This is a genomic window from Faecalibacterium sp. i21-0019-B1 (genome assembly GCF_042852915.1).
In the GTDB taxonomy this organism is placed as follows: Bacteria; Bacillota; Clostridia; order Oscillospirales; family Ruminococcaceae; genus Faecalibacterium; species Faecalibacterium taiwanense.
Window position 1 is genome coordinate 1,863,419 of sequence record NZ_AP031425.1, and the last position, 24,021, is coordinate 1,887,439.

Annotated in this window: 16 protein-coding genes, 1 rRNA gene, 1 pseudogene and 1 other annotated feature; of the genes and pseudogenes, 5 read left to right on the forward strand and 13 right to left on the reverse strand. The window is 56.0% G+C overall.

From position 1 onward, the window contains the following. Positions 1-188 precede the first annotated feature (188 nt). The 9 genes and pseudogenes from ACGHP1_RS09385 to ACGHP1_RS09425 all read right to left on the reverse strand — a co-directional run bounded on the left by ACGHP1_RS09385 (position 189) and on the right by ACGHP1_RS09425 (position 13,851). A 16S ribosomal RNA gene (locus tag ACGHP1_RS09385) occupies positions 189-1,699 on the reverse strand. A 546-nt stretch (positions 1,700-2,245) separates the two neighbouring features. Further along, positions 2,246-4,657 carry a phenylalanine--tRNA ligase subunit beta gene (gene pheT, locus ACGHP1_RS09390; RefSeq protein WP_371290720.1) on the reverse strand — a complete coding sequence of 804 codons (2,412 nt, stop codon included), beginning with the start codon at positions 4,655-4,657 and terminating at the stop codon, positions 2,246-2,248. Between the two features lie 18 nt (positions 4,658-4,675). Then, the gene (pheS, locus tag ACGHP1_RS09395; RefSeq protein ID WP_005945958.1) at positions 4,676-5,698 is read right to left on the reverse strand and encodes a phenylalanine--tRNA ligase subunit alpha; all 1,023 of its coding nucleotides are present in this window, start codon (positions 5,696-5,698) and stop codon (positions 4,676-4,678) included. Between the two features lie 79 nt (positions 5,699-5,777). Then, positions 5,778-6,016: a binding site (T-box leader), on the reverse strand. Between the two features lie 86 nt (positions 6,017-6,102). Next, a pseudogene (locus tag ACGHP1_RS09400) lies at positions 6,103-7,758 on the reverse strand (glucosyltransferase domain-containing protein). 130 nt (positions 7,759-7,888) lie between these two features. After that, the gene (locus ACGHP1_RS09405; RefSeq protein ID WP_390509154.1) at positions 7,889-9,070 is read right to left on the reverse strand and encodes an FprA family A-type flavoprotein; all 1,182 of its coding nucleotides are present in this window, start codon (positions 9,068-9,070) and stop codon (positions 7,889-7,891) included. A 129-nt stretch (positions 9,071-9,199) separates the two neighbouring features. Further along, the gene (gene rmuC / locus ACGHP1_RS09410) at positions 9,200-10,537 is read right to left on the reverse strand and encodes a DNA recombination protein RmuC (protein ID WP_390509157.1); all 1,338 of its coding nucleotides are present in this window, start codon (positions 10,535-10,537) and stop codon (positions 9,200-9,202) included. Positions 10,538-10,599: 62 nt separating this feature from the next. Next, positions 10,600-11,670, reverse strand: coding sequence for an alpha/beta hydrolase (locus ACGHP1_RS09415; RefSeq protein ID WP_390509159.1), 1,071 nt, complete (start codon positions 11,668-11,670; stop codon positions 10,600-10,602). A gap of 15 nt (positions 11,671-11,685) precedes the next feature. Beyond that, positions 11,686-12,762, reverse strand: a complete 1,077-nt coding sequence (locus ACGHP1_RS09420; RefSeq protein ID WP_390509161.1) for an alpha/beta hydrolase — start codon at positions 12,760-12,762, stop codon at positions 11,686-11,688. A 21-nt stretch (positions 12,763-12,783) separates the two neighbouring features. After that, positions 12,784-13,851 carry an alpha/beta hydrolase gene (locus tag ACGHP1_RS09425; protein ID WP_390509163.1) on the reverse strand — a complete coding sequence of 356 codons (1,068 nt, stop codon included), beginning with the start codon at positions 13,849-13,851 and terminating at the stop codon, positions 12,784-12,786. 205 nt (positions 13,852-14,056) lie between these two features. Here ACGHP1_RS09425 and ACGHP1_RS09430 point away from each other — a divergent pair, with 205 nt between their 5' ends. Beyond that, the gene (locus ACGHP1_RS09430; protein WP_005945939.1) at positions 14,057-14,575 is read left to right on the forward strand and encodes a GNAT family N-acetyltransferase; all 519 of its coding nucleotides are present in this window, start codon (positions 14,057-14,059) and stop codon (positions 14,573-14,575) included. Between the two features lie 78 nt (positions 14,576-14,653). Here the strand turns inward: ACGHP1_RS09430 and ACGHP1_RS09435 are convergent, their stop codons facing one another. The 3 genes from ACGHP1_RS09435 to ACGHP1_RS09445 form a co-directional block, all read right to left on the reverse strand. Next, a complete protein-coding gene (locus ACGHP1_RS09435; RefSeq protein WP_044954220.1) occupies positions 14,654-15,184 on the reverse strand; it encodes an HD domain-containing protein in 531 nt (176 codons plus the stop codon). A 35-nt stretch (positions 15,185-15,219) separates the two neighbouring features. Continuing rightward, the gene (locus ACGHP1_RS09440; RefSeq protein WP_005945935.1) at positions 15,220-15,660 is read right to left on the reverse strand and encodes a hypothetical protein; all 441 of its coding nucleotides are present in this window, start codon (positions 15,658-15,660) and stop codon (positions 15,220-15,222) included. A 114-nt stretch (positions 15,661-15,774) separates the two neighbouring features. Beyond that, positions 15,775-16,554: an alpha/beta hydrolase gene (locus ACGHP1_RS09445; protein WP_390509167.1), complete on the reverse strand. Its 780-nt coding sequence runs from the start codon at positions 16,552-16,554 to the stop codon at positions 15,775-15,777. A gap of 202 nt (positions 16,555-16,756) precedes the next feature. On the opposite strand from ACGHP1_RS09445, the gene htpG reads away from it, so the two are divergent. The 4 genes from htpG to galT all read left to right on the forward strand — a co-directional run bounded on the left by htpG (position 16,757) and on the right by galT (position 23,065). After that, the gene (gene htpG, locus ACGHP1_RS09450; RefSeq protein ID WP_390509169.1) at positions 16,757-18,685 is read left to right on the forward strand and encodes a molecular chaperone HtpG; all 1,929 of its coding nucleotides are present in this window, start codon (positions 16,757-16,759) and stop codon (positions 18,683-18,685) included. Positions 18,686-18,843: 158 nt separating this feature from the next. Further along, complete coding sequence (locus ACGHP1_RS09455) at positions 18,844-19,947, forward strand: 5-bromo-4-chloroindolyl phosphate hydrolysis family protein (protein WP_390509171.1); 1,104 nt, start codon at positions 18,844-18,846, stop codon at positions 19,945-19,947. A 335-nt stretch (positions 19,948-20,282) separates the two neighbouring features. Continuing rightward, a complete protein-coding gene (locus ACGHP1_RS09460; RefSeq protein WP_120080264.1) occupies positions 20,283-21,569 on the forward strand; it encodes a galactokinase family protein in 1,287 nt (428 codons plus the stop codon). Continuing rightward, positions 21,566-23,065: a UDP-glucose--hexose-1-phosphate uridylyltransferase gene (gene galT, locus ACGHP1_RS09465; RefSeq protein WP_390509174.1), complete on the forward strand. Its 1,500-nt coding sequence runs from the start codon at positions 21,566-21,568 to the stop codon at positions 23,063-23,065. The genes ACGHP1_RS09460 and galT overlap by 4 nt, the downstream gene beginning before the upstream one ends. Before the next feature lie 190 nt (positions 23,066-23,255). Here galT and ACGHP1_RS09470 read toward each other — a convergent pair whose 3' ends face one another. Next, positions 23,256-23,993, reverse strand: coding sequence for a YebC/PmpR family DNA-binding transcriptional regulator (locus ACGHP1_RS09470; protein WP_044954219.1), 738 nt, complete (start codon positions 23,991-23,993; stop codon positions 23,256-23,258). Positions 23,994-24,021: the final 28 nt, after the last annotated feature.

Below are 24,021 nucleotides of genomic sequence, written 5' to 3' on the forward strand. Positions count from 1 at the left end.
TGAAATTGTAATATTTCTTAAAAAGAACTTACTATAATCTTTGTTTCGCAGTTATTATTCAGTTTTCAAGGTACGTCTTTGAGTGTCCTTTTCAGGGCCCTCAAAATCGAACAATATCTACTCTTCTCGTTTGTTACCTGTCCGAAAGATCTCCATCTTCGATGTCGCTCTTTCGCCTGACTCCTTAGAAAGGAGGTGATCCAGCCGCAGGTTCTCCTACGGCTACCTTGTTACGACTTCACCCCAATCACCAGTTTTACCTTCGGCGGCGTCCTCCTTGCGGTTAGACTACCGACTTCGGGTCCCCCCGGCTCTCATGGTGTGACGGGCGGTGTGTACAAGGCCCGGGAACGTATTCACCGTGGCATGCTGATCCACGATTACTAGCAATTCCGACTTCGTGCAGGCGAGTTGCAGCCTGCAGTCCGAACTGGGACGTTGTTTCTGAGTTTTGCTCCACCTCGCGGTCTTGCTTCTCTTTGTTTAACGCCATTGTAGTACGTGTGTAGCCCAAGTCATAAAGGGCATGATGATTTGACGTCATCCCCACCTTCCTCCGTTTTGTCAACGGCAGTCTGGCCAGAGTCCTCTTGCGTAGTAACTGACCATAAGGGTTGCGCTCGTTGCGGGACTTAACCCAACATCTCACGACACGAGCTGACGACAACCATGCACCACCTGTCTCCTTGCTCCGAAGAGAAAACATATTTCTATGCCTGTCAAGGGATGTCAAGACTTGGTAAGGTTCTTCGCGTTGCGTCGAATTAAACCACATACTCCACTGCTTGTGCGGGCCCCCGTCAATTCCTTTGAGTTTCAACCTTGCGGTCGTACTCCCCAGGTGGATTACTTATTGTGTTAACTGCGGCACTGAAGGGGTCAATCCTCCAACACCTAGTAATCATCGTTTACGGTGTGGACTACCAGGGTATCTAATCCTGTTTGCTACCCACACTTTCGAGCCTCAGCGTCAGTTGGTGCCCAGTAGGCCGCCTTCGCCACTGGTGTTCCTCCCGATATCTACGCATTCCACCGCTACACCGGGAATTCCGCCTACCTCTGCACTACTCAAGAAAAACAGTTTTGAAAGCAGTTTATGGGTTGAGCCCATAGATTTCACTTCCAACTTGTCTTCCCGCCTGCGCTCCCTTTACACCCAGTAATTCCGGACAACGCTTGTGACCTACGTTTTACCGCGGCTGCTGGCACGTAGTTAGCCGTCACTTCCTTGTTGGGTACCGTCATTATCTTCCCCAACAACAGGAGTTTACAATCCGAAGACCTTCTTCCTCCACGCGGCGTCGCTGCATCAGGGTTTCCCCCATTGTGCAATATTCCCCACTGCTGCCTCCCGTAGGAGTCTGGGCCGTGTCTCAGTCCCAATGTGGCCGTTCAACCTCTCAGTCCGGCTACCGATCGTCGCCTTGGTGGGCCGTTACCTCACCAACTAGCTAATCGGACGCGAGGCCATCTCAAAGCGGATTACTCCTTTTCCCCCTGCTCGATGCCGAGCCGTGGGCTTATGCGGTATTAGCAGTCGTTTCCAACTGTTGTCCCCCTCTTTGAGGCAGGTTCCTCACGCGTTACTCACCCGTTCGCCACTCGCTCGAGAAAGCAAGCTCTCTCTCGCTCGTTCGACTTGCATGTGTTAGGCGCGCCGCCAGCGTTCGTCCTGAGCCAGGATCAAACTCTTTATAAATGATATTTATCACTTCTAAAGTGTTAAATCTTGTTCGCTCAGCACGCAATCGCTTGCGTCCTGTGTGAATTACTTTTGGAATTGTTTTTAGTGTTTTTCCAAACACTTAAAAGGTTCCTTACAAGTTTTTCGATATTGTTCAATTTTCAAGGTCCTGTAGCGCCTCAGCCTTGCGGCTAACGACCTGTTTATTTTACCACCGAAGCGGTTTTTTGTCAAGCCTTATTTTTTAGAAGCTTTTGAACTTTCTAAACTTGAACCTCCAAGAAGTTTCTCAGAACAAACTGGAACTTTTCAGCGTCTATTGGTTCTTTTCAAGGGCTTCCTGCTGAGGCTTTGGAAGTCATTCTTTTGCCTCAGCGCTTGGCGCTCAAGTATAATACCACACCCCCGCCTCCTTGTCAACACTTTTTGACAACTTTTTTCATCTTTTTTCTTGCGCTGCTGAAAAACGTTCATTTTCTTGTATTCAACGTTCTCTTTTTACGCAAAAAAGCCGCCTGCACATTCCTGCACAGACGGCCTTATATTACTTCTATAATAGAGTTAGCGGATCTCGATGCCCAGCTTGAACTTCAGGTTGCCGAGAATCTTCTTGACCACGCGCTCTACTTCTTCCGCAGAGACTTCCTTCTTCGGATCGGACAGAGACAGGGTGAATGCCATGCTCTTTTTGCCCTCGCCGAGATTTGCGCCGCGGTAGATATCGAACAGCTTGATCTCACCCACCAGAGGGCTGGCCTTCTTGATGGTCTCCTCGATCTCGCCGCAGGTGGTCTTTTCGTCGCAGACCAGTGCCAGATCACGCTTGACAGCAGCATAGGGGCTGAGCGGCTGATAGCGCAGCTCACCGTCCACGCAGGACATCAGAGCCTCGTAGTCCAGCTCACCCAGATAGATATTCTGGCTGTCCTTCTGATCCTTTGCAATTTCCAGCTCGCCGTTGATCTCGTTGGACAGCTTGCCGAACACACCCAGACGCTTGTCACCACAGTAAACAGCGGCGCTGATGCCGGGGTGCAGCCACGGGGTTGTCTCGCGCTTATAATCAAAGCTCAGGCCAAAGCCGGCTGCCAGTGCTTCCAGTGCACCCTTGACCGTGAAGAAATCTTCTTCAGGGCCGAATGCACCAATGCAGAGGGTCTGGCGCTCGTGCGGATGCTCGTTGATGGGCAGTTCCTTGGCAAGATACACCGGTGCCATCTCGAACAGACGGCCCTCCGTGTTGCCCTTCTTGAGGTTGTCCACGATGACGTTCAGCATGGAGGGAGCCAGCAGGGTGCGCATGATGGACAAATTCTCGCTGATGGGGTTCAGGATGCGGATGGCCTTGCGGGCTTCATCATCCGCCGGGATGTGCAGCATATCCAGTTCTGCGTTGGAGTAGAAGGCCAGCGTGGAGGCCTCATAGAAGCCCTGTGCAGCCAGCAAACGCTTGGTCTTGAGCTGCTGCTTCTGGTCATAGTTCAGACCGCCGTTTGTAACGGAGGCAGTGTTCAGGAAGGTGGGCACAATGTGGTCGTAGCCGTACTCACGGATGACCTCCTCGGCCAGATCCGGGAAGCTCTCCACGTCCTCGCGGTACAGGGGTGCGGACACGTCCCAGCTGCCATCGGCCTGTACATCCACCGTGAACTCCAGACGCTGCAGAATGTCGATCATGGTCTGATCCGGCACGGTGATACCCAGCACGCCGCAGATCTTAGCCGGAGTGGTAACGATGTGCTTGCGCTCCATCGGGCGGCCATCGGTCAGGTCATATTCCAGTGTGGTGATGTCGCCGCAGTCCAGCTCCTGGATCAGGTGCAGGGCACGGGCAAGGCCCAGTTCAGGAGAGTGACGGTCCACACCCTTCTCGTAGCGGGCAGAAGAGTCGCTGTTCTGGCCCAATGCGCGGCTGGTCTTACGCACGCAGTCACGGGCGAAGGTGGCGCACTCAAACAGCAGGCTGGTGGTGTTCTCATCCATGCCGGAGTTTGCGCCGCCCATGATGCCGGCAAGTGCCACCGGCTTTTCGGCATCGCAGATGACCAGATTGTTGGGGTTCAGAGTGAACTCCTTCTCATCCAGCGTGACGATCTTTTCGCCCGCATGGGCGCGGCGCACATCGATGGTGCGGCCGGCGACCTTGTTCAGGTCAAAGGCGTGCATGGGCTGACCCATTTCCAGCAGGGTGTGGTTGGTGATATCCACCACATTGCTGATGGAGCGCAGGCCGCACAGAGCCAGATGGCGCTTCATCCAGCGGGGAGACTCGCCCATGCGGATGTTGCGCACATAGTGTGCCATATAGCGGGGGCACAGATCCGGAGCCTCCACCTTGACGGTGATGGGCGCATCCGGTTCGCAGACAGTCTTGTAGTCCATGGCGGGCATGTGCAGGGGCTTGCCCAGAACGGCAGCCACCTCGCGGGCGATGCCCAGAACGGACTGGCAGTCCGGGCGGTTGGCGGTGATGGAGATATCAAAGATATAGTCATCCAGACCCACCACGGGAGCAATGTCGGTGCCGGGGACAGAATCCTCGGGCAGAATGAGCAGGCCGTAGACCTCAGAGCCCGGGAACAGGTCGTCGTTCAGGCCCAGCTCTTCGCCGGAGCACAGCATACCGTTGGACTCCACGCCCTGCATCTTGCGGGCCTTGATCTTGATGCCGCCGGGCAGGGTGGAGCCATCCAGAGCAGCGGGCACGCAGTCGCCCAGCTTCATGTTGGCGGCACCGGTGCTGATGCGGATGTCGTGGCCGTAGTCGCCGCAGTCCACCACACACTTGGTCAGGTGGGTGCCCTCCTGCTTTTCCATCTCCACGATCTTGCCGACAACCACCTTGCTGATGCCGGCATCCAGCGGGATCAGCTCTTCGACCTCAAAGCCGCAGGAGAAGAGCTTTTCCTCCAGTTCCTGCGCAGTAACGTCGATATCTACAAATTCTTTTAACCAGCTGAAAGGTACTTTCATTGTCTCTTCTCTCCCCTCTTATTCGTGGAACTGCTTGAGGAACTGCAGGTTGTTCTCGAACATCAGGCCGATGTTGTTGATGCCATACTTCAGCATGGCGATACGCTCGATGCCGATGCCGAAGGCGAAGCCGGAATACTCGTCCGGGTCGATATTGCAGTTCTCCAGCACCTTGCGGTTGACAACGCCGCCGCCCAGCACCTCGATCCAGCCGGTGTGCTTGCACAGCGGGCAGCCCTTGCCGTGGCACTCAAAGCAGCTCACGTCCACCTCCACGCTGGGCTCGGTGAACGGGAAGTAGGAGGGACGCAGGCGGGTGCGGGTGTCAGCGCCGAACAGCTTCTGCACGAAGGTATTCAGTGCGCCCTGCAGGTCGCCCAGCGTGATGCCCTTATCCACCACCAGACCTTCCATCTGGTGGAACATGGGGCTGTGGGTAGCGTCCGAGTCGGAACGGAACACACGGCCGGGCATCAGGATCTTGATGGGCGGCTTCTGAACGTCCATGGTGCGGATCTGGCCGCCGGAGGTCTGGGTGCGCAGCAGGAACTCCTCCGACAGGTAGAAGGTGTCCTGCATGTCGCGTGCCGGGTGATCCTTGGGCACGTTCAGGCGGGTAAAGTTGTGGTCATCGTCCTCGATCTCCGGGAAGGTACCCACCGAAAAGCCCATGCCGGAGAACACGTCGATGATCTGGTTGGTGATCAGGGTCAGCGGGTGCAGACCGCCCACAGAGCGGGTCTTGGCGGGCAGGGTGATGTCCACCGTCTCGGCAGCATTGCGGGCAGCAAGCTCTGCCTGCTTCACCTGTTCTGCAGCAGCATCATAGTCTGCCTGCACCTTTGCCTTGAGTTCGTTGATGATCTTGCCCATGGCAGGACGCTCTTCCGGCGCAACGGTGCGCAGATTCTTCATCAAGGCAGGGATCTTGCCGTTTTTGCTGAGGTACTCCTGCCAGAAGGAGGCCAGCGTTTCCTTGCCGGACACCTGACCAAGGCTTTCAGCGGCCTGTTTTGCCAGCTCGTCGATCATTGCTTGCATGGATGTTCTCTCCTTTATTCTTCGTGTTGATGAGCGGAGTGCAACAAAAAAGCTCCGTCCCCTGCCCGATTTCTCAGGCAAAAGGGACGAAGCTGTTGATTCTTAGCTCCGCGGTACCACCCGGTTTCCACCCGTGCACAGATGCCGGGCGGCTCTCAGAACGTCGTAACGGGGCGTGGCCGTTCTGTACTACTGCTGTTTCGCACAGACCGCTCAGGAGCGAACTTCAGCACAGATACATCCGGAAGCCCTCTCAGCCGGTGAAGCTTCTCTCTTTGCTGTGTACGCCATGCCTACTCTCTCCGTCGCTGCGTTTGGGAGTATTCAGGTTTTATAACCAAGAGCTATGTTACCACATTTCGGGACAGTTTGCAAGGGGTTGTATCATTTCCGCCCAAACAGGATTAGTCATATTCGCCGCTCATCATTTTATTTTTCCAGTCAGCATCCAGATGATATTCTTCTGAGACCTTTATCACAAGCACACCATCCATTTTCCGGATGGAACCTTCCTGCGGGAATGTCGGCATCTCTGCGATCTCCTCCGTTTCAAGAAGTTTCTGATAAGTTTTGTCATCACACAGATTCAGCCAGATCGGCGTATAATCGCGGAAAGCTGCATCCCAGGAAAAACGGATCGTACCCGCCGTCTCTGCCATAAACAGTCCCACTCTCGCATACGGGTTTGCCGTGTGGTATAGCTCATGGGTGCGGAACAACGGGCTGTTGCTTGCATTTCCCACAAGCATCACCGGGATCTCGTTATCGTAATATCCTTCGTTCACCAGCGTCTGTGCGATCAGGTCAGAGAGTTCTTTCGTTGCCTGCCTGCCCTCATACATCGCCTGCTGATCGACCGCCGACATGAATACGCTCCCGTAAACGACAGCAGCCGCCGTCAGCAGGATCAGTGCTTTTTCTGCTTTATTCCAGCATTTGCGGAACGCATCACAGGCTGTTTCTCCCTCCCGGCTGCTGTCCAATAGCCAGAAACAGACCGGCAGGAACAAGGCCAGACCTCCGGACATGGGAATATAAAACGATGCCTGCGAGGTTGCCACCATAAATACCGTGCACATCATGGGCAGCACCAGCAGCGCTGCTGTGCCATAGAAAGTGTTTTCCCAATCTTTCCGGCGTATGAGCCGAACCAGTCTGCACGCAAGCGCGGCACCCACCACACAAAAAATCAAAACAAATACAACTGCAGTTTCCTGCAGCATATTGTGTTTTACAAGGGTGCCAAAGAAATACCGATAAAAAAGCTCATAGCACTTTGCAACGCTGGAAGGAAGATTTTTCAGAATTCCAGACACTGAAATATCTGCACCACCCTGGTAATCGGCCATCGCCGTTCCCGTCGCCCACAGTGTAATCTTTAAGATCAGCAGATACAGCACTGCGCCGGATGCAGCACTTGCCAGGCTTTTGCAAATATGTTCCCGAATCTTTTGTTATTCTCCATTCCGGAAAAGCAGCAGGAGAAAATAGGCCAGCAGCACCAGACAGAAACAGGCAAGGTTCGTCTGGTACAGGCCAAGGCTCAGTGCCAAAAGCACTGCTGCCGGCACAATGCTGCTTACGGCTGATTTTCCCCGGATCACGTGCTCTGTAGCCAGCATTGCAAAGAAAAGCGAAAATCCGTACTCCGGTGCAATGAAGTGAAACGAAAGATAGCACCCGACCACAACATTGGAAACGTAGCATAAACCTGCGAGCCAGTCAATGCAGGATGTTCTCATCCATACCGGTTTGAAGAGCATATGAAGTCTGGTGACTCCAAGAGAAACCAGCATCAGACACACCACTGCGTTGATGGGTTCCAGCTGCAGGCTAAACCGTAAAAAGCTGAACACTGGCCAAAGCCATCGTCCGTTGGAAAGCTCCCACCCGCCTGCCCGGTATTCCGCCGTTGTCCACATTCCGTCATAAGCATTTGTCAAACGCTGGCTGACAAGCGGAAAAAACACAAAGGATGAAAAAAGCAGCATTCCCAAAAAATATTTTTTATCTAGTTCATTCCACCATTGCAGTATATTCTGCTTTATTGTTTTTAACATTCGCAATTTCCTCTGACCCAAATTTTTAATTGTATTATATCAGACTTCTTTCGTCTGTTCAATGGCTGCAAAAAGGCCGCCGCCCGCCGAGGCTCTTCGGCAGGCAGCGGCCCTGTACAGACCATTCTGTTTACTTTTCCGTGATCTCCGTAGCCAGTGCATCCATCTGCGCTTCGGCAGCAGCATTGGCAGCACTGCGGATGGTGACCACAGTATCACACACGGCGATGTTCTTCATGCTTTCCAGCTCGGCGCGCATGAGCTTTGCGGCCATGGGTGCCCATGTGCCATTCTCCATCAGACCCACCGTGCGGTTCTGGAAGTTCTTGGTCTTGAGGTGGGTCAGCAGATTTTCCATCGGCGGGAAGAGGAAGCCGTCGTAGGTGGCGCAGGCCAGCACGATCTTTCCGCAGCGGAAGGCTTCGGTGACGGCATAGGACACATCCGTGCGGGTCAGGTCCATCTCCACGACCTTTGCGCCCTTTGCACGCAGCTTTTCGGCCATGAGGTGGGCTGCTGCACGGGTGTGGCCGTGGATGGAGGCACTTGCCACAAGGATCTTTTCCGGCTCCTCGGGCTTGTAGCTGGACCAGATGTCGTAGTAGTTCAGGTACTTGCCCAGATCTCCGGTCAGCACCGGGCCGTGCAGCGGGCAAATGGTCTGGATGTCCAGAGCCGCAGCCTTTTTCAGCAGCGCCTGCACCTGCGGGCCGTATTTCCCCACGATGTTCAGGTAGTAGCGGCGGGCTTCGCTGGCCCAGTCGGCCTTTTCGTCAAACTTTGCCACAGCGCCAAAGCGACCGAAGCCATCCGCGGAGAACAGCACCTTTTCGGTGGATTCATAGCTGACCATGACCTCCGGCCAGTGCACCATGGGGGCAAACACAAAGGTCAGGGTGTGGGTGCCAAGGCTCAGGCTCTCGCCGTCCTTCACCACCACGCGGCGCTCCTTTGCCGCAGCATCAGCACCAAAGAACTGATCCATATACAGGAAAGTCTTGGCGTTGCCCACCACCTGCATCTCAGGATAGAGTGCCGCCAGCTTTGCAATGTTGGCACCGTGGTCCGGCTCCATGTGGGAGACCACCAGATAATCCGGCTTACGGCCTGCCAGAGCTTCGGTCAGGTTTTCCAGCCACGGCTCGGTAGCGCGGGCATCCACCGTGTCCAGAACGGCGGTCTTTTCGTCCAGAATGACATAGGAATTATAGCTCACGCCGGTGGGCACCGGATACTGGCTCTCGAAGAGGTCGATGGTGGTATCATCCACGCCAACGCCCAAAATGGCTTCACTGATCTTGTTTACGCTCATAATGCTCGGTCTCCTTATTTATATTTTTATGCAGTGCCGCGTTTCTGCGGCGGTTGTTTCTGAGAACAGTTCCTATCATACCACATCGTCAGAAAAATCGCAAGGGATAACGTGGGAATATTCTGCACATCAGAGCTCTTCCCCATTCTCCGGCAGACGTGCCGCCACCGGTTTGCCCGGCTCAGCATCCAGTTCCAGCAGAGCGGCAGCAGCGCTTTCGTCCATGGTCTGCACCGCGCGCAGCTTGCGGCTGATGGCACGGCTGCGCACGCCAATGAGATTATCCAGCTCTTCGTCGGTCTGGCGCAGGCGCTGCTGCATCTTGGAAAGCCCCTGCCCGAACTTGTCAAATTCGGTCTTCACCGCACCCAGCAGCTGCCATACCTCACCGGAGCGCTTCTGGATGGCAAGGGTCTTGAAGCCCATCTGCAGGCTGTTGAGCAGTGCTGCCATGGTGCTGGGGCCTGCAATGTTCACCTGATAGTCCCGCTGCAGCACTTCCAGCAGGCCCGCGTTCACCACCTCGGCATACAAACCCTCGAAGGGCAGGAACAGGATGCCGAAGGCCGTGGTATAGGGCGGCTCCACATATTTTTCCCGGATGTCCTTGGCCTCGGCCCGCAGCACCAGTTCCAGTGCGTGGCGGGCGTTCTCCACGGCCTGTGCGTCGCCGGATGCCTGCGCATCCTGTAAATGGGCATAGGTGTCGCCGGGGAACTTGGAGTCGATGGGCAGCCACACCGTGCCGCCGTCCGCGCCGGGCATCCGGATGGCGTACTCTACCCGCTGGGTGCTGCCCGGAATGGTGGCCACGTTGGTGTCGTACTGTTCCGGGGCAAGGATCTCTTCCAGAATGGCTCCCAGCTGGATCTCACCCAGAATACCGCGGGTCTTCACACCGGAAAGCACCTGTTTCAGCCCGCCCACATCAGCGGCAAGGTTCTGCATTTCGCCAAGACCCTTGTACACCTGTTCCAGCTGGTCGTTCACCGCCTTGAAGCTTTCGGTCACCCGCTTCTGCAACGCATCCTGCAGCTGTTCGTCCACCGTATGGCGGATCTCGTCCAGCTTCTGGGCGTTCTGGGCCTGCAGGGCAGTCATGCCCTCGGCAAGGGTGCGGCGCATCTCTTCCAGCTTGCGGACGTTGGAGGCTTCCAGCCCCTGCAGGCGCTGCTCCATGGTCTGCTGCTGGGTGCCCTGCCCTGCGGCAAGGGCGGTGCTCATACTCTGCACCGAAGCCTGCAGCGTTTCACTGATGTGGCCCATAGCGGCAAGGTTCTGCTGCGCCATCTCTGCCAGCTTCGCGTCCATCTGGCGGTTCTGCGCTTCCAGCTGCTGACGCAGCCATTCCTTCCGTTCTGCATCGTCCCGGTTTGCGGCAGGCTTTGCCGAGCGGTACAGCAGCAGAGCCATCATCAGGCAGATGGCCACCAGAAGCACCGTGTAAAGAAACGCTAAAAATTCCATAATGTCTCCTATTGCAAAATCCGGGCTGTGCAGCTGCAAAGCCCGGATCTGCGTACTTTATATTATTTTGTCTGTTCTTCCCAGAAGGCAGCGGCTTCGTCCAGCCAGCCATCCGCAGCCGTGCCGCGGCCAAGGCCGATGCCATGGGCTGCGTGGTCATATACCACTTCTTTGTAAGGTACGCCATGCGCGGCCAGTGCCTTGCTGAGGGCCGGCCCCTGCAGCGGCCAGCACAGCAGGTTCAAGGTCAGGTCATCCCTGCCATACCAGAAGTACACCGGCGGATAGTCCTCTGTGATCAGGTCGGCAAGGCTGTATTCATAGTAGAACCGGCCGCACACAAAGGGGTCGATGCCCACACGGTAGATCGGTGTGATCTCGGAAAACTGCACGATGGGATACGCCAGGATCACTGCGCCGGGCTTGGGCAGGCCATAGTTTTTATAGCCCAGAGCGTCCGATGCAAACAGGCCCGCCAGATGTCCGCCGGAAGAATAGCCGATCAGGGCGTAGCTTTCCGTCTGCACGCCGAACTGCTGTGCGTGGCCGATGATGTACTTCACCGCCCGTGCAATGTCCTCTATGGGTCCGTTGTTGTCGTTGTCCGGGTAGGCGCGGTAGCGCATCACGAACACCGCATAGCCTTTCTGGTGCAGCTGGTAAGCTGTGGAGATGCACTCCTTTAACTCCGCCGTGCGGTTGAAGATGTTGCCGGAGAGCACCAGCGCATACTTTGCATCCGGCGTGCTGGCCGGGTAGTAATAGAACTCCACATTGTTGCGGGAGCTGTCCTCGGCGATCTCCTGCTCCGAGTAGAGCTTATAGGTGATCTGCACGCCCGCATTGTAATTGCGGATGAGCAGGTTCAGACCATCGGCACAATCCTGTGCCACATGGCTGCTCACATATTTTTCCAGCGTCTGGTCATTGCACCAGTCCTCGGTGCCGGGCAGGTTCTGCTCCTTGGAATAGGTCCAAACGCCTGCACCAAGGATGCTGGGGTTCGAGCGGATCTCGCCCATGGTGGTCTGCGGCGTAATATCCGGCTCGCCATACTCTACTGCAAATGCGGGCAGCGCCATCATCAGCAGCAGACAGATACAGGCTGCTGCGGTGCATATCCTGTGTTTCAACTCAACATCTCCTTTTCAGCCGACCTGTTCCTCCCAGAAGGCAACTGCTTCATTCAGCCAGCCCTCCGCATCGGTGCCCTTGCCTGCGGCCACTGCATGGGGAGCATCATCATACACATGGTAGATATGCGTCACATGGTTGCGGGCCAGTGCCTTTTCCAGCACAGGCCCCTGCGCCGACCAGCACATGGTCATAAGGGTCATGTCGTTTTTGCCGTACCAGTGATAGGTAGGCGGGTAATCCGGTGTGATGTAATCAGACAATGTCATTTTATAATACCGCTGCTTGCACACGCCGGGGTCCAGCAGGATATTATAGACCGGTTTGAACTCCAGAAAGGTGTTTACCGGGTAGCCCAGCAGCATGGCACCGGGCTTTGGCGGGCCGTAATTTTTGTAGCCCACCGCGTCGGTGCCGAACAGTCCGGCGATCTGCCCGCCTGAGGAATAGCTTACAATGGCATAATCCTCCACCTGCACGCCAAACTGTCCTGCATGTTCCGTGATGTATTGCACCGCGCGGACCACATCCTGCAGCGGCGCATTGTTGGAAGCCTTCATGCCGATGCGGTAGCGCAGCACGAACACCGGATAGCCCATTTCGTGCAGGTTCCATGCAGTGGAAATGCCCTCGCGAATCTCCGCGCTGACCACGATCGCATTGCCGCCGATCACCAGCGCATATTTCTGGTTCGCCTGCGCCCCTTCTGCCGGCAGATAATACAGTTCCACACCGTCCCGGCTGGTATCCTGCGCGATCTCCTCCGCCGTATAAAGCGGGAAGGTCACCCGCTGCCCAGCGTTATAGGTGCGGATCAGATAGTTCAGTCCATCCGCCGCATCCTGTGCCGTCCAGTGATTGGAAAGGCGGCTCAGCGGCTGCGCGTCCCAGTACATCCGGTCCAGCACACGGTCCTGATCCAGCGAGTAGGTGTAGATGCCCGCACCCACAATGCTGGGGTTGGAGCGGATCTCTGCCATTTTGGTGCGCGGTGTGATGTTGGCCTGACCAAGCTCCTCCGCAAACGCCGGCTGTGCCAGCAGGATCATCAGGCCAATACCAAACATCACCGTGCGCAATCGTTTTCTCACAGCAATCCCCCGTTTATCTCTTTATTTGCACTGTTTTTCCCAGAATGCCGTTGCCTGCCGGATCCAGCCGTCCGCATCGGTGTGGTGGCCCGGGCCAATGGCGTGGGGTGCGTTCTCGTACACATGGCACTCATAAACAGCCCCGCTCTCCCGGAGCTTGCGCTCCAGCAGCGGCCCCTGCTGGGAGTAGCACATGCGCTGCATATAAAGATCATTTTTGCCGTAGAAGAAATAGGTAGGGGTAAAGTTTTCGTTCACCACATCCGAAATATCGGTCCAGTAGTAACGCCAGCCAAGCACCAGCGGGTCAATGGCCAGCTGATACAGCGGCTTCACCTCAAAGAAATCGTTGATGGGGTAACCCAGCAGCAGCGCTGCAGGCTGTGGGAGGCCAAATGCCTTATAGCCGAACTTTTCGTTGTCTGAGCCGATCAGGCCCACGATGTGTCCGCCGGAAGAAAAGCCCATCAGCGCATAGTTTTCGCGCTGAACGCCAAACTGATCTGCATTTTCGGTCAGGTACTTTACGGCATTGGCAATATCGTACAGTGGCGCATTGTCGGATGCATTCAGGAAAGAGCGGTACCGCAGCACAAAAGCCGCATAGCCCAGCTCGTGCAGCTGGTTGGCAATGGATGCACCCTCGTTCAGCTCTGCGGTGGTGTTGCCGCCGTTGCCGGGCACCACGATGGCGTACTTTGCGTTGGCTGTTTTAGCCGGGAAATAATACAGCTGCACCATGCCCAGAGAAGGATTTTCCGCAATTTCTTCCGGGGTATACACCTGCCATGTGATCTGTACGCCCCTGTTGTAGTTTTCGATCACAAGGTTCATGCCTTCGGCGGCATCCTCGGCAGCCGCGTAGCTTACATAGCCCTCAATGGGCGTATCATCGTACTGCGTGCTGCCCTCGATCCATTCGTTGCAGTAGGTATAGTAGCCGGAGCCTTTGATGCTGGGGTTCTCCCGCAGCTCTTTCATGGTCGTCTCTGTTGTGATGTTCGGCTCGCCGTACTCTGCAGCAAATGCCGAAAGCGATACGCACGCCAGCATTCCCAGCGCACACACCATCGTTCTGATCCACTTCATTTTGGGACATCCTCCATTCTGCAGCGGCGTATCCTGCCGTGCTTTTCTTTGTTATGATTTATTGTATCACAAACCTTCCGCTTGTCAAAGAAATTTCTGTGCAGTACGGCGCTTGTACCGCACCGCAAATTCTGCTATACTGGAGCCGGATATTTTTGAGAGTTGAGGGCGCGGAAAGCTATGCACTTTCCGCCGGGATCGAAATATGAGCAAAATCGAGATCCGGCCCATGGAGCCGGAAGACTGGAGCGCTGTTTCCAGAATTTATTTGGAGGGCATTGCTACAGAACATGCCACTTTTCAGACCACCTGTCCGCCGTATTCTGCGTGGGATGCTTCCCACGCAAAAGAATGCCGACTGGTACTGCTGGCCGACGGCGTGATTGCCGGGTGGACGGCGTTGCGCCGGGTGGACCCGCGCTGGTGCTACCGCGGCGTTGCCGAGGTGAGTATTTACGTGGGTGAGCAGTTCCGGGGCCATGGCCTTGGCTATCACCTGCTGACCGAGCTGTGCCATCAGGCAGAAAAGGCCGGCTACTGGACACTGCAGTCCACCGTGCTGCAGGACAACGCTGCCAGCCGCGCCCTGCACACAAAATGCGGCTTTCGCTTAGTGGGCCGCCGGGAACGCATTGCCCGCGACTGTCACGGCCGCTGGCTGGACACATTCTTAATGGAATACCGCGCTGCCGCCAATGAACCGGAAGGATATAAAAAGCTGTAAGATGCAAAAGAACTCCGCGCCCTGAGGCTGCGGAGTTCTTTTTTGTCCATTGATAAAATGATAAAGGTAAAAACAGGCTTACCACTCTTCGCCGTCGATGTCCACGCTGCCGTCCACCACGGCACCGGCGCGGGAACGCTGGAACATGCTTTCCACCACGGCGCAGTACTTATCGGCCAGACAGACGATGACTGCTTCGCGGCAGGTGGGCACATGACGGAAGGTCAGCGGCCACATGTGGCTTGCAATGATGCTCTGTTCCTTTCTGGTAATGCTGAACACCCGCTTTGCATTGACGCAGGCATAGCCCGGATGGGAGAAGCCGTGCATCTCAAACAGGCGGCGCAGGCCGTGAAAGGTACCGGTGGTGTGCCAGTCATACAGATAAAAATCATGCAGCAGGGCACCCACTGCCAGCGAGGTCTCGTCAGCGTGCAGATGCAGACGGCGGTTGAGCCAGAAGCTCACCAGCGCCACATTCTTGCAATGCTGGTAGGTGGTGACAGAGCCGTGCTGGATGTACTCCCGCATCCGCTGCACATCCGGGTGATGATCGTATTTTTCAACGATGGCATAAAGCTGTTCGCGCTCGATCTCAGAAAGCTGCATGCTGCAAAATTTCCTTTCGCTTTAAGGTGATGTTTTCAGGAGCGGAGCTGGACCGGATTGGAATTGCCGAAGTTCTCTGCACTGGAAGGGTTCTCCCGCTTGAGGGAAAAATCTACCAGATACTGCTTGCCGTCGCCCAGTTCTTCCAGCTGGGCCAGTTTTGCCTTTGCGGCAGCTTCGTCCGGGTACCACTGGATCAGGAAGAAATTTTCTTCCTCTACACCGTAGTACAGCCACTGGCCGTCGGCACGCAGCCAGTCGTCCAGATGATCCACTTCTTCGCCGTCCGGCAGGCCAAGGCCTTCTTCGGCATAAAGGTTTTCCGGTTCCACCTGCAGCATTTCGATCACCTGAATGGAGCTTTGCAGGTATTCGTCCTGCGAAACTGTCTTGTCCGAAAGCTCCCATCCGGTGAGAAAAGCCTGCATCATCAGGTCGCGCACAGAGATGCGCGGCAGGGTCGGGTCCATAACCATAGGTATTTCCTTCTTCCTTTAGTTTGTCCCTGCTGACCAGTATACGTCAAAGGCTTATGCAAGTCAACAGTTTAATTGTGAATTTTTTGTAGGTTCGTTCAAATATATCCAGACTTAACAGACGGAAAAGGCAAAAGTGTCTCCCAGCCATTCCACTGCCAGTTCCACCCAGTGATGCCGGCGGCGGCTGGGTTGGTCCACCTCTGCTGTGCTGATGCTGGTACCGTGCACCCCCTTTTCAAACAGATGCGCCTCGCAGGGCACGCCCGCCCGGTGCAGAGCGTTCACCAGCATCAGGGTGTTCTCCACCGGAACGGTGGCATCCTCCATGGTGGTCCATACGAACACCGGCGGCGTCTGCGGCGTGATCTTATCCTCCAGCCCGAACACCTGCTGTGCCGCCGGGTCGGCGCTGCCCGCCAGCTGCACAAAGCTGCCGCGGTGGGCATACTGCCCTGCCGTGACCACCGGATAGCCCAGAATGACCGCATTGGGCCGGGGCTGGGCCGCTTCGCCGGGAATGTCCAGCACAGCACCGGAAAGGGCCAGGTGGCCGCCCGCTGAAAAGCCGCACACAGCAATTTTTTCCGGCAGGATATGCCACTGGGCCGCGTGCTGCCGCACAAGACCAATAGCCTCGGCCAGCTGGCGCAGCGGCATGTAGTCCTTTGCCTTTTCGCAGATGGCGTAGTCCAGCACAGCGGTGTGGTACCCCGCCGCCGCAAACTGCAGCGCCACCGGGTCGCCCTCACGGGCACTCACATGGGTATAGCCGCCGCCGGGCACCACCAGCACCAATGGCCGGTCAAGCACATTCGGCATCCGCTCACAGCAATCACGCAGATAAACGGTCAGTGTCCCACCGCCGGCCAGTTCCAGCTGTTTCAGCTGCATGATATTTCCTCCTTTTACAGCATCCTTTGCGGTTCATTATAGCACAAAACGAACCATTTTTTAAACTTTTTATGAAAGCCCTTGATTTTTGCTTTTTGTCGGTGTATATTAGCACTCGAAAGTTACGAGTGCTAAGTATTCAAAAGTAATATCCTATTCCGAGTGCTTGGTGCCGAATACAGATAAAAAGAGGTTTTGCATTATGGCTAAGAAAGAATTTCAGGCTGAAAGCAAAAAGCTGATGGATATGATGATCAACTCCATCTACACCAATAAGGAAATTTTCCTGCGCGAGCTGATCTCCAACGCATCGGATGCCATCGATAAGCTCTATTATAAGAGCCTGACCGATCCTTCTGTGGGCATGAACAAGGGCGATTTCCGCATCCTCATCACCCGCGATAAGGAGAACCGCATCCTGACCATTGAGGATAACGGCATCGGCATGACCAAAGAGGAACTTGAGCAGAATCTGGGCACCATTGCTCACTCCGGTTCTCTGGATTTCAAGAAGGACAACAAGGACGAGAACATCGATATCATCGGCCAGTTTGGTGTCGGCTTCTACTCCTCCTTCATGGTAGCCGATAAAGTCACCGTCATTTCCAAGGCTTATGGCTCGGACGAAGCATGGCAGTGGGAGTCCTCCGGTGTGGACGGCTACGAAATGACCCCCGCCCAGAAGGATACCGCAGGCACCCAGATCATCCTGCACATCAAGCCGGATACTGAGACGGACCACTACGACAACTTCCTCGATGAGTACGGCATCGTGGCCATCGTGAAGAAGTACAGCGACTATGTGCGCTATCCCATCCAGATGGAGCGCCAGCACGAGCGCCAGAAGCCGGAACCCGATCCTAAGCCGGAGGACTATAAGCCCGAATGGGAGACTTACACCGAGCTGGAAACTCTGAACAGCATGGTGCCCATCTGGAAAAAGCAGAAGAGCGAAGTGACCGACGAGGAGTACGCGAACTTCTATAAGGAAAAGTTTGGCGATTATACCGACCCCGCCCGCGTCATCGTCAGCCGCACCGAGGGCACTGCAAATTATAATGCCCTGCTGTTCGTACCCAGCCACCGTCCCTACGACTTCTACACCAAGGATTATGAAAAGGGTCTGGCCCTGTACGCATCCGGCGTGCTCATTATGGAGAAGTGCGCCGACCTGCTGCCCGATTACTTCAGCTTCGTCAAGGGCATTGTGGACAGTCAGGATCTGAGCCTGAACATCAGCCGCGAGATGCTGCAGAAGGACAACCAGCTCAAGCTGATCCACAACGCTCTGGAAAAAAAGATCAAGAACGATCTGCACGCCATGCTGGCCAATGACCGCGAGAAGTACGAGGAATTCTGGAAAGAGTTCGGCCGTCAGATCAAGTTCGGTGCTTACTCCGACTACGGCATGCACGCCGAGCTGCTGCGCGACCTGCTGCTGTTCTGGTCTGCCAAGGAGCAGAAGATGGTCACTCTGCAGGAGTATGTAGACAAGATGCCCGCTGAGCAGAAGTATATCTACTTTGCTGCCGGTGATTCTACCGACCGTCTGGCAAAGCTGCCCGCCGCTGAGCTGGTCATGGATAAGGGCTATGACGTCCTGCTGCTGACCGAGGATGTGGATGAGTTCTGCCTGCAGATCCTGCGCACCTATCCCCGCAAGGATGCCGAAGGCAAGGACGGCACCGTGGAGTTCAAGAATGTCAACAGCGGTGATCTGGGCCTTGAGACCGAGGAAGAGAAGAAGGCCGCCGAGGACGCTACCGCTGAGAACAAGAACCTGTTCGATGCCATGAAGGACGCTCTGGACGGCAAGGTGAAAGAGGTCAAGGTCTCTACCCGCCTGAAGAATCACCCTGTGTGCCTGAGTGCTGACGGCCCGCTGTCCATTGAGATGGAAAAAGTGCTGTCCAAGCAGCCCGGCAGCGAAGGCGTAAAGAGCGATAAGGTTCTGGAACTGAATGTCAACCACCCCGTGTTTGCCGTGCTCAAGGCCGCACAGGAGGCCGGTGACACCGACAAGCTCAAGAAGTACAGTGCTCTGCTGTACGCACAGGCTCAGCTGATCGAAGGCCTGCCGGTGGATGATCCCGCCGCCTATGCCGAGGCCGTCTGCAGCCTGATGAAGTAACTTTTTCCGGCAGGCAGCAGACTTACTCCCTTGCTGCTTCCACGCACATCAATATTTCCCCCTTAACAAAAAGGCCGTGCTCCGCTATAATAGAGTGGAACGCGGTCTTTTTCTGTTCTTTTGCCGGACAGTCAGGATAAATTGAGAGGTTTTTGCTCATGCAGCCCAAAAAACATTATTTTGCCCACATCCCCACCATTGCCATCTTTATTGTGTTTGCCATGTCGGCACCGTTGGGCGTGCTGCTGTTCATCTTAAAAAGCATCGATAAAAACGCCGAAAAAGAGGAAAAGGCCGCTGCGCAGGCGCAGGCAGACTATCGTTCCGACCTCGGCCCCGCATCTGCGCAGACGGCCCCCCGGCAGGAAAACGAGCCAGCCTACGGCCACGATGTTCCCACCAAAGAGCAGAAGGACGCTAAGGAGCGTCATAAGCTCCTTACCACCCTGTGCACCATCGGCGGTGCTGTCTTTCTGTTCGCGGGCTTCAGCACCCTGTTCATGGATGGTGCTGCCAGCATGATGGAAGCCTTTACCGCCATTGCCCAGATGCTGGGCGGCGGCGCTGCTCTGCTGACCGGCCTGCACATGGATCGTACCCGCAAGCTGGAACGCCTGTTGGACAAGATCGCAGGCGACCGCGACAATATTCCGCTGGACGAGCTGTTTGCTGCCGCGGGCATCGATGCCGCAAAGGGCCGCACCGTGGTGGAAAGTGCTATTTCCCACGGTTACTTCGGTGCAGATGCTTACATTGATAACCGCACCAATACTCTGGTAGTGCGCGGCGCGGCTCCCCAGCCGCCCCGGAAACCGAAGCCTGCGCCCGCCCCAGAACCTGCACCAGCGGACCAATATACCGCAATTCTGCAACAGCTGCGGCAGGTCAACGATGCCATCCCGGACCCCGTGATGACCATCAAGATCAGCCGTCTGGAAGCGGTCAGTGCCCGCATCTTTGAGCTGGCAAAGCAAGACCCCGGCAAAAAGGCTCAGCTGCAGAAATTCATGGACTACTATCTGCCCACCGCCCTCAAGCTGCTGAACACCTACGCCAGCCTTCCTGCGCAGGATGTGCAGGGGGAAAACATCGCCGATGTCAAAAAGAACATCGAGCGCAGCATGGACCTGCTGGTGACCGCCTTTGAAAATCAGCTGGACAAGCTGTTCCAGTCCGACGCACTGGACGTTTCGGCAGATGTGGCCGCACTGGAAGGGATGCTGAACATGGACGGCCTGACCGGAAACGAGTTTACAAAATAATATTTTGGGAAACAGGGAAAAGGCCCATGAGCTTTTTCCCTGTTTTTTCAAAGCGCAAATCTCCATGTTGTGCAGGCCTCGTCCGTCCCACGCAAAGCCGTGGATTTGCAGGCATTTTTGCCAATGGTTTTTCCGTTTTATATCTAATTTTATTTCAACCGTCAAATTCCACTCTGTGCGCCAATTTCAGTCTTTTTGCAACTTTTCATCCAGATGCAACAATAACACATGGTTTTTTCTGTCCGGATTTTATATGATAAGGACAGAAGTGTGCAGAGCATCCTGTATGCGGCCCTGCACTGCAGTTCCAACCCGCTCAAAAGGAGGATTATCCTATGATGAAATCTGTTTCCGCATGGAAGCAGGAGCTTTCCAGCGGCGCTCACGCTGCCCGGCTGGCAGCACTTTACTGCTGTGCGCCCGACGAAACTCCTGCACAGGCTGCCCGCTACGAAGCTGTTCTGAATGGTCTGGATGCCACCTTTGGCCCCCATGCTGAAGCTGGTCTTTACAGTGCCCCCGGCCGCACCGAGATCGGCGGCAACCACACCGACCACCAGCATGGCCGCGTGCTGGCCGGCAGCGTGAATATTGATATGATCGCTGCCGCCGCACCCAACACCCTGAACCAGCTGCGCGTGCAGAGCGAAGGCTACGACCTGTGTGTGATCGGCCTTGATGACCTTGCTGCCCGCAAGGAAGAGGAAAACACTACCCTCTCTCTGCTGCGCGGCGAATGCGAAGCCTTCCGTCAGCGCGGTGCAAAGCTGGCCGGTCTGGATGTGTACATTTCCTCCAACGTGCCCAAAGGCAGCGGCGTTTCTTCCTCCGCTGCCTTTGAAGTGCTGATCGGCGTGATCCTGAATGACTGCTTCATGACCGATAAAGTCTCCCCCATCGAGATCGCGCAGATCGGCCAGTGGGCAGAGAACGTCTACTTTGGCAAGCCCTGCGGCCTGATGGATCAGATGGCTTCCAGCGTGGGCAACATCATTACCATTGATTTTGCGGACCCTGCCCACCCGGATGTGGAGCCGGTGGCCGTGGATTTCTCCAAGGCAGGCCTTGCCCTGTGCATTCTGGATTCCTGCGCAGATCATGCCGACCTGACCGACGAATATGCCGCTGTGCCCGCCGAGTGCCGCGCCGTGGCTGCTGTGTGCGGCGGCGAAGTGCTGCGGGATGTGCCGTTCGAGACCTTCCTTGCAAAGCTTCCGGAGTGCCGCAAGCAGTGCGGCGACCGTGCCGTGCTGCGCGCCTTCCATATCTATGCCGATAACGACCGCGTGGCAAAACAGGTAGCTGCCCTGCGCGAGGGCGATTTTGACACTTTCCTGCGTCTGGTCAACGAGTCCGGCCACAGCAGCTGGGAATACCTGCAGAACGTGATCCCCGCCGGTTACAAGGAGCATCAGGAGATGGGCGTGACCATTGCAGCTGCCAAGCATTATCTGAACGGCAAGGGCGCTGTGCGCGTGCACGGCGGCGGCTTTGCCGGTACGGCTCAGGCTTTTGTGCCGGTGGAAATGCTGGCCGACTTCAAGGCCCACATGGAAGCCATCCTTGGTGAGGGCCGCTGCCATGTGCTGAGCATCCGCCCGGAAGGAGGCGCAGTACTGTGATTTCTACCGCCATCCAGCAGCTCGTGAATTACGGGCTGGACACCGGCCTTATCCTGCCCGATGATGAAATTTACATCCGCAACCAGCTGCTTATGACCATGCAGCTGGACGACTTTACCGCGCCGGAGGGCGAGGTGTGCTATACCGATCTGGAAAGCATCCTCAAAACGCTGGTAGATGATGCCGTTGCCCGCGGTGTGTGCGAGGACAACTCCACCGCCCGCGACCTGTTCGACACAAAGCTCATGGGCGTATTGACCCCGCGGCCCAGCATCGTGCGCGCCAATTTCGAGGAACGCTACGAAAGCGAAGGCCCGCAGGCCGCAACCGACTGGTTCTATAAATTCAGTCAGGACACCGATTATATCCGCCGCTACCGCATCAAACGCGACCTGAAATGGGTCACCAAGACCCCCTACGGCGATCTGGATATCACCATCAACCTCTCGAAGCCCGAAAAAGACCCCAAGGCCATTGCCGCCGCCAAACTGGCTCCCCAGAGCGCCTACCCCAAGTGCCAGCTCTGCGCCGAGAACGAAGGCTATGCAGGCCGCATGAACCACCCCGCCCGCGAGAATCACCGCATCATCCCTCTCACCATCAACGACAGCGCTTGGAACCTGCAGTACAGCCCCTACGTCTACTACAACGAGCACTGCATCGTGTTCAACAACCAGCACACTCCCATGAAGATCGAGCGTGCTACCTTCCGCAAGCTGCTGGATTTCGTGGGCCTGTTCCCCCACTATTTCGTGGGCAGCAACGCCGACCTGCCCATCGTGGGCGGTAGCATTCTCAGCCACGACCATTTCCAGGGCGGCCACTATGAATTCGCTATGGCAAAGGCGCCCGTCGAGAAGAAGTGGGTCTTCCCCGGTTTTGAGGATGTGGATGCCGGTATCGTGCACTGGCCCATGAGCTGCATCCGCCTGACCAGCGAAGATGATGCCCGTCTTGTGGAGCTGGCCGATAAAATTCTGACCGCATGGCGCGGCTACTCGGACGAAAAATGCTTCATCTTTGCCGAGACCGACGGCGAGCCACATAACACCATCACCCCCATTGCCCGGATGCGGGACGGCAAGTATCAGCTGGATCTGGTGCTGCGCAACAACATCACCACCCCGGAGCATCCGCTGGGCGTGTTCCATCCCCATGCAAAGCTGCATCACATCAAAAAGGAAAACATCGGCCTGATCGAGGTCATGGGCCTTGCCGTGCTGCCCAGCCGCCTGAAAAAGGAGCTGTTTGAGCTGGCCGATGCACTGGTGGCCCGCACCCCGGTGAGCCAGTGCCCGGAAGAACTGCAGAAGCACGCCGAGTGGGCCGAGGATATTCTTGCCCGCCACCCGGAACTGAACGGCGACACCGTGCACCTCATCCTGCAGGACGAGGTGGGCCATGTGTTCGCTCAGGTATTGGCCGATGCCGGTGTCTATAAAATGGACGAGGCTGGCCGCGCAGGCTTTGTGCGGTTCCTTGCAAGCGTGCAATAATCTATTAAAAAACGCTCTCCCCCTTTCCCCCGCCGGTATGCCTTGCCGACGGGGGATTTTTATTGTTCAGTGGAGGTCCCAAGCCGTTTTCAGTCCCGTAACACAGCACAAAAAAGCCGCCTTTCGTGCCAATTAGCACAAAAAGCGGCTTTTATCGTCTTATTTCAGGAGCAAAGAGCCTTGCGGAAGGTTATTCCGGCAGATCCTCTTCGTTCTCCAGGCTGTGCCAGACGTTCTGGACATCATCATTGTCTTCCAGCGCATCCAGCAGCTTGCCCATCAGCTTCAGCTGGTCGGGGTCGGTCAGGCGGGTGGTGGTCATGGGCACCATGGCCAGATCGTCGGAGAGGATCTCGTAGCCCTTCTCCTCCATGGCCTTGACCACAGCAGAATAGTTCTCGGGATCGGTGGTGATCTCGGCTGCATCCTCGCTGGCATCGAAGTCCTCGGCACCAGCATCCAGAGCATCCATCATGGCCTCGTCGGCATCCTTATCTTCCAGAGAGATGTCAATGACACCCTTCTGGCTGAACAGGAAGCCCACGCAGCCCATAGCACCCAGATTGCCGCCGTTCTTGTCGAAGTAGTGGCGCAGGTCGGCAGCGGTACGGTTGCGGTTGTCGGTCAGGGTCTCCACCATGACAGCAACGCCGCCGGGGCCGTAGCCTTCGTAGGTGATTGCTTCGTACTCGGTCTTATCGCCGCCCTCAGCCTTCTTGATGATGCGCTGGATGTTATCGTTGGGCACGCTCATGCGCTTTGCCTTGGCGATCAGGTCAGCCAGCTTGCTGTTGGAAGCAGGGTTCGGGCCGCCGGTACGCACGGCAACGCTGATCTCGCGGCCGATCTTGGTAAAGACCTTTGCCTTTGCGCCATCGGTCTTTTCCTTCTTGCGCTTAATATTGTTCCATTTGCTATGTCCAGACATGGGAAAGAGCCTCCTGTATATTCTCAAA

Bases quoted from the DNA above. Each gene is read 5' to 3' on its own strand.
- pheT (WP_371290720.1), bottom strand. From the start codon at position 4,657: ATGAAAGTACCTTTCAGCTGGTTAAAAGAATTTGTAGATATCGACGTT.
- pheS (WP_005945958.1), bottom strand. From the start codon at position 5,698: ATGCAAGCAATGATCGACGAGCTGGCAAAACAGGCCGCTGAAAGCCTT.
- ACGHP1_RS09405 (WP_390509154.1), bottom strand. From the start codon at position 9,070: ATGAGCGTAAACAAGATCAGTGAAGCCATTTTGGGCGTTGGCGTGGAT.
- rmuC (WP_390509157.1), bottom strand. From the start codon at position 10,537: ATGGAATTTTTAGCGTTTCTTTACACGGTGCTTCTGGTGGCCATCTGC.
- ACGHP1_RS09425 (WP_390509163.1), bottom strand. From the start codon at position 13,851: ATGAAGTGGATCAGAACGATGGTGTGTGCGCTGGGAATGCTGGCGTGC.
- ACGHP1_RS09430 (WP_005945939.1), top strand. From the start codon at position 14,057: ATGAGCAAAATCGAGATCCGGCCCATGGAGCCGGAAGACTGGAGCGCT.
- ACGHP1_RS09435 (WP_044954220.1), bottom strand. From the start codon at position 15,184: ATGCAGCTTTCTGAGATCGAGCGCGAACAGCTTTATGCCATCGTTGAA.
- ACGHP1_RS09440 (WP_005945935.1), bottom strand. From the start codon at position 15,660: ATGGTTATGGACCCGACCCTGCCGCGCATCTCTGTGCGCGACCTGATG.
- ACGHP1_RS09445 (WP_390509167.1), bottom strand. From the start codon at position 16,554: ATGCAGCTGAAACAGCTGGAACTGGCCGGCGGTGGGACACTGACCGTT.
- htpG (WP_390509169.1), top strand. From the start codon at position 16,757: ATGGCTAAGAAAGAATTTCAGGCTGAAAGCAAAAAGCTGATGGATATG.
- ACGHP1_RS09455 (WP_390509171.1), top strand. From the start codon at position 18,844: ATGCAGCCCAAAAAACATTATTTTGCCCACATCCCCACCATTGCCATC.
- ACGHP1_RS09460 (WP_120080264.1), top strand. From the start codon at position 20,283: ATGATGAAATCTGTTTCCGCATGGAAGCAGGAGCTTTCCAGCGGCGCT.
- ACGHP1_RS09470 (WP_044954219.1), bottom strand. From the start codon at position 23,993: ATGTCTGGACATAGCAAATGGAACAATATTAAGCGCAAGAAGGAAAAG.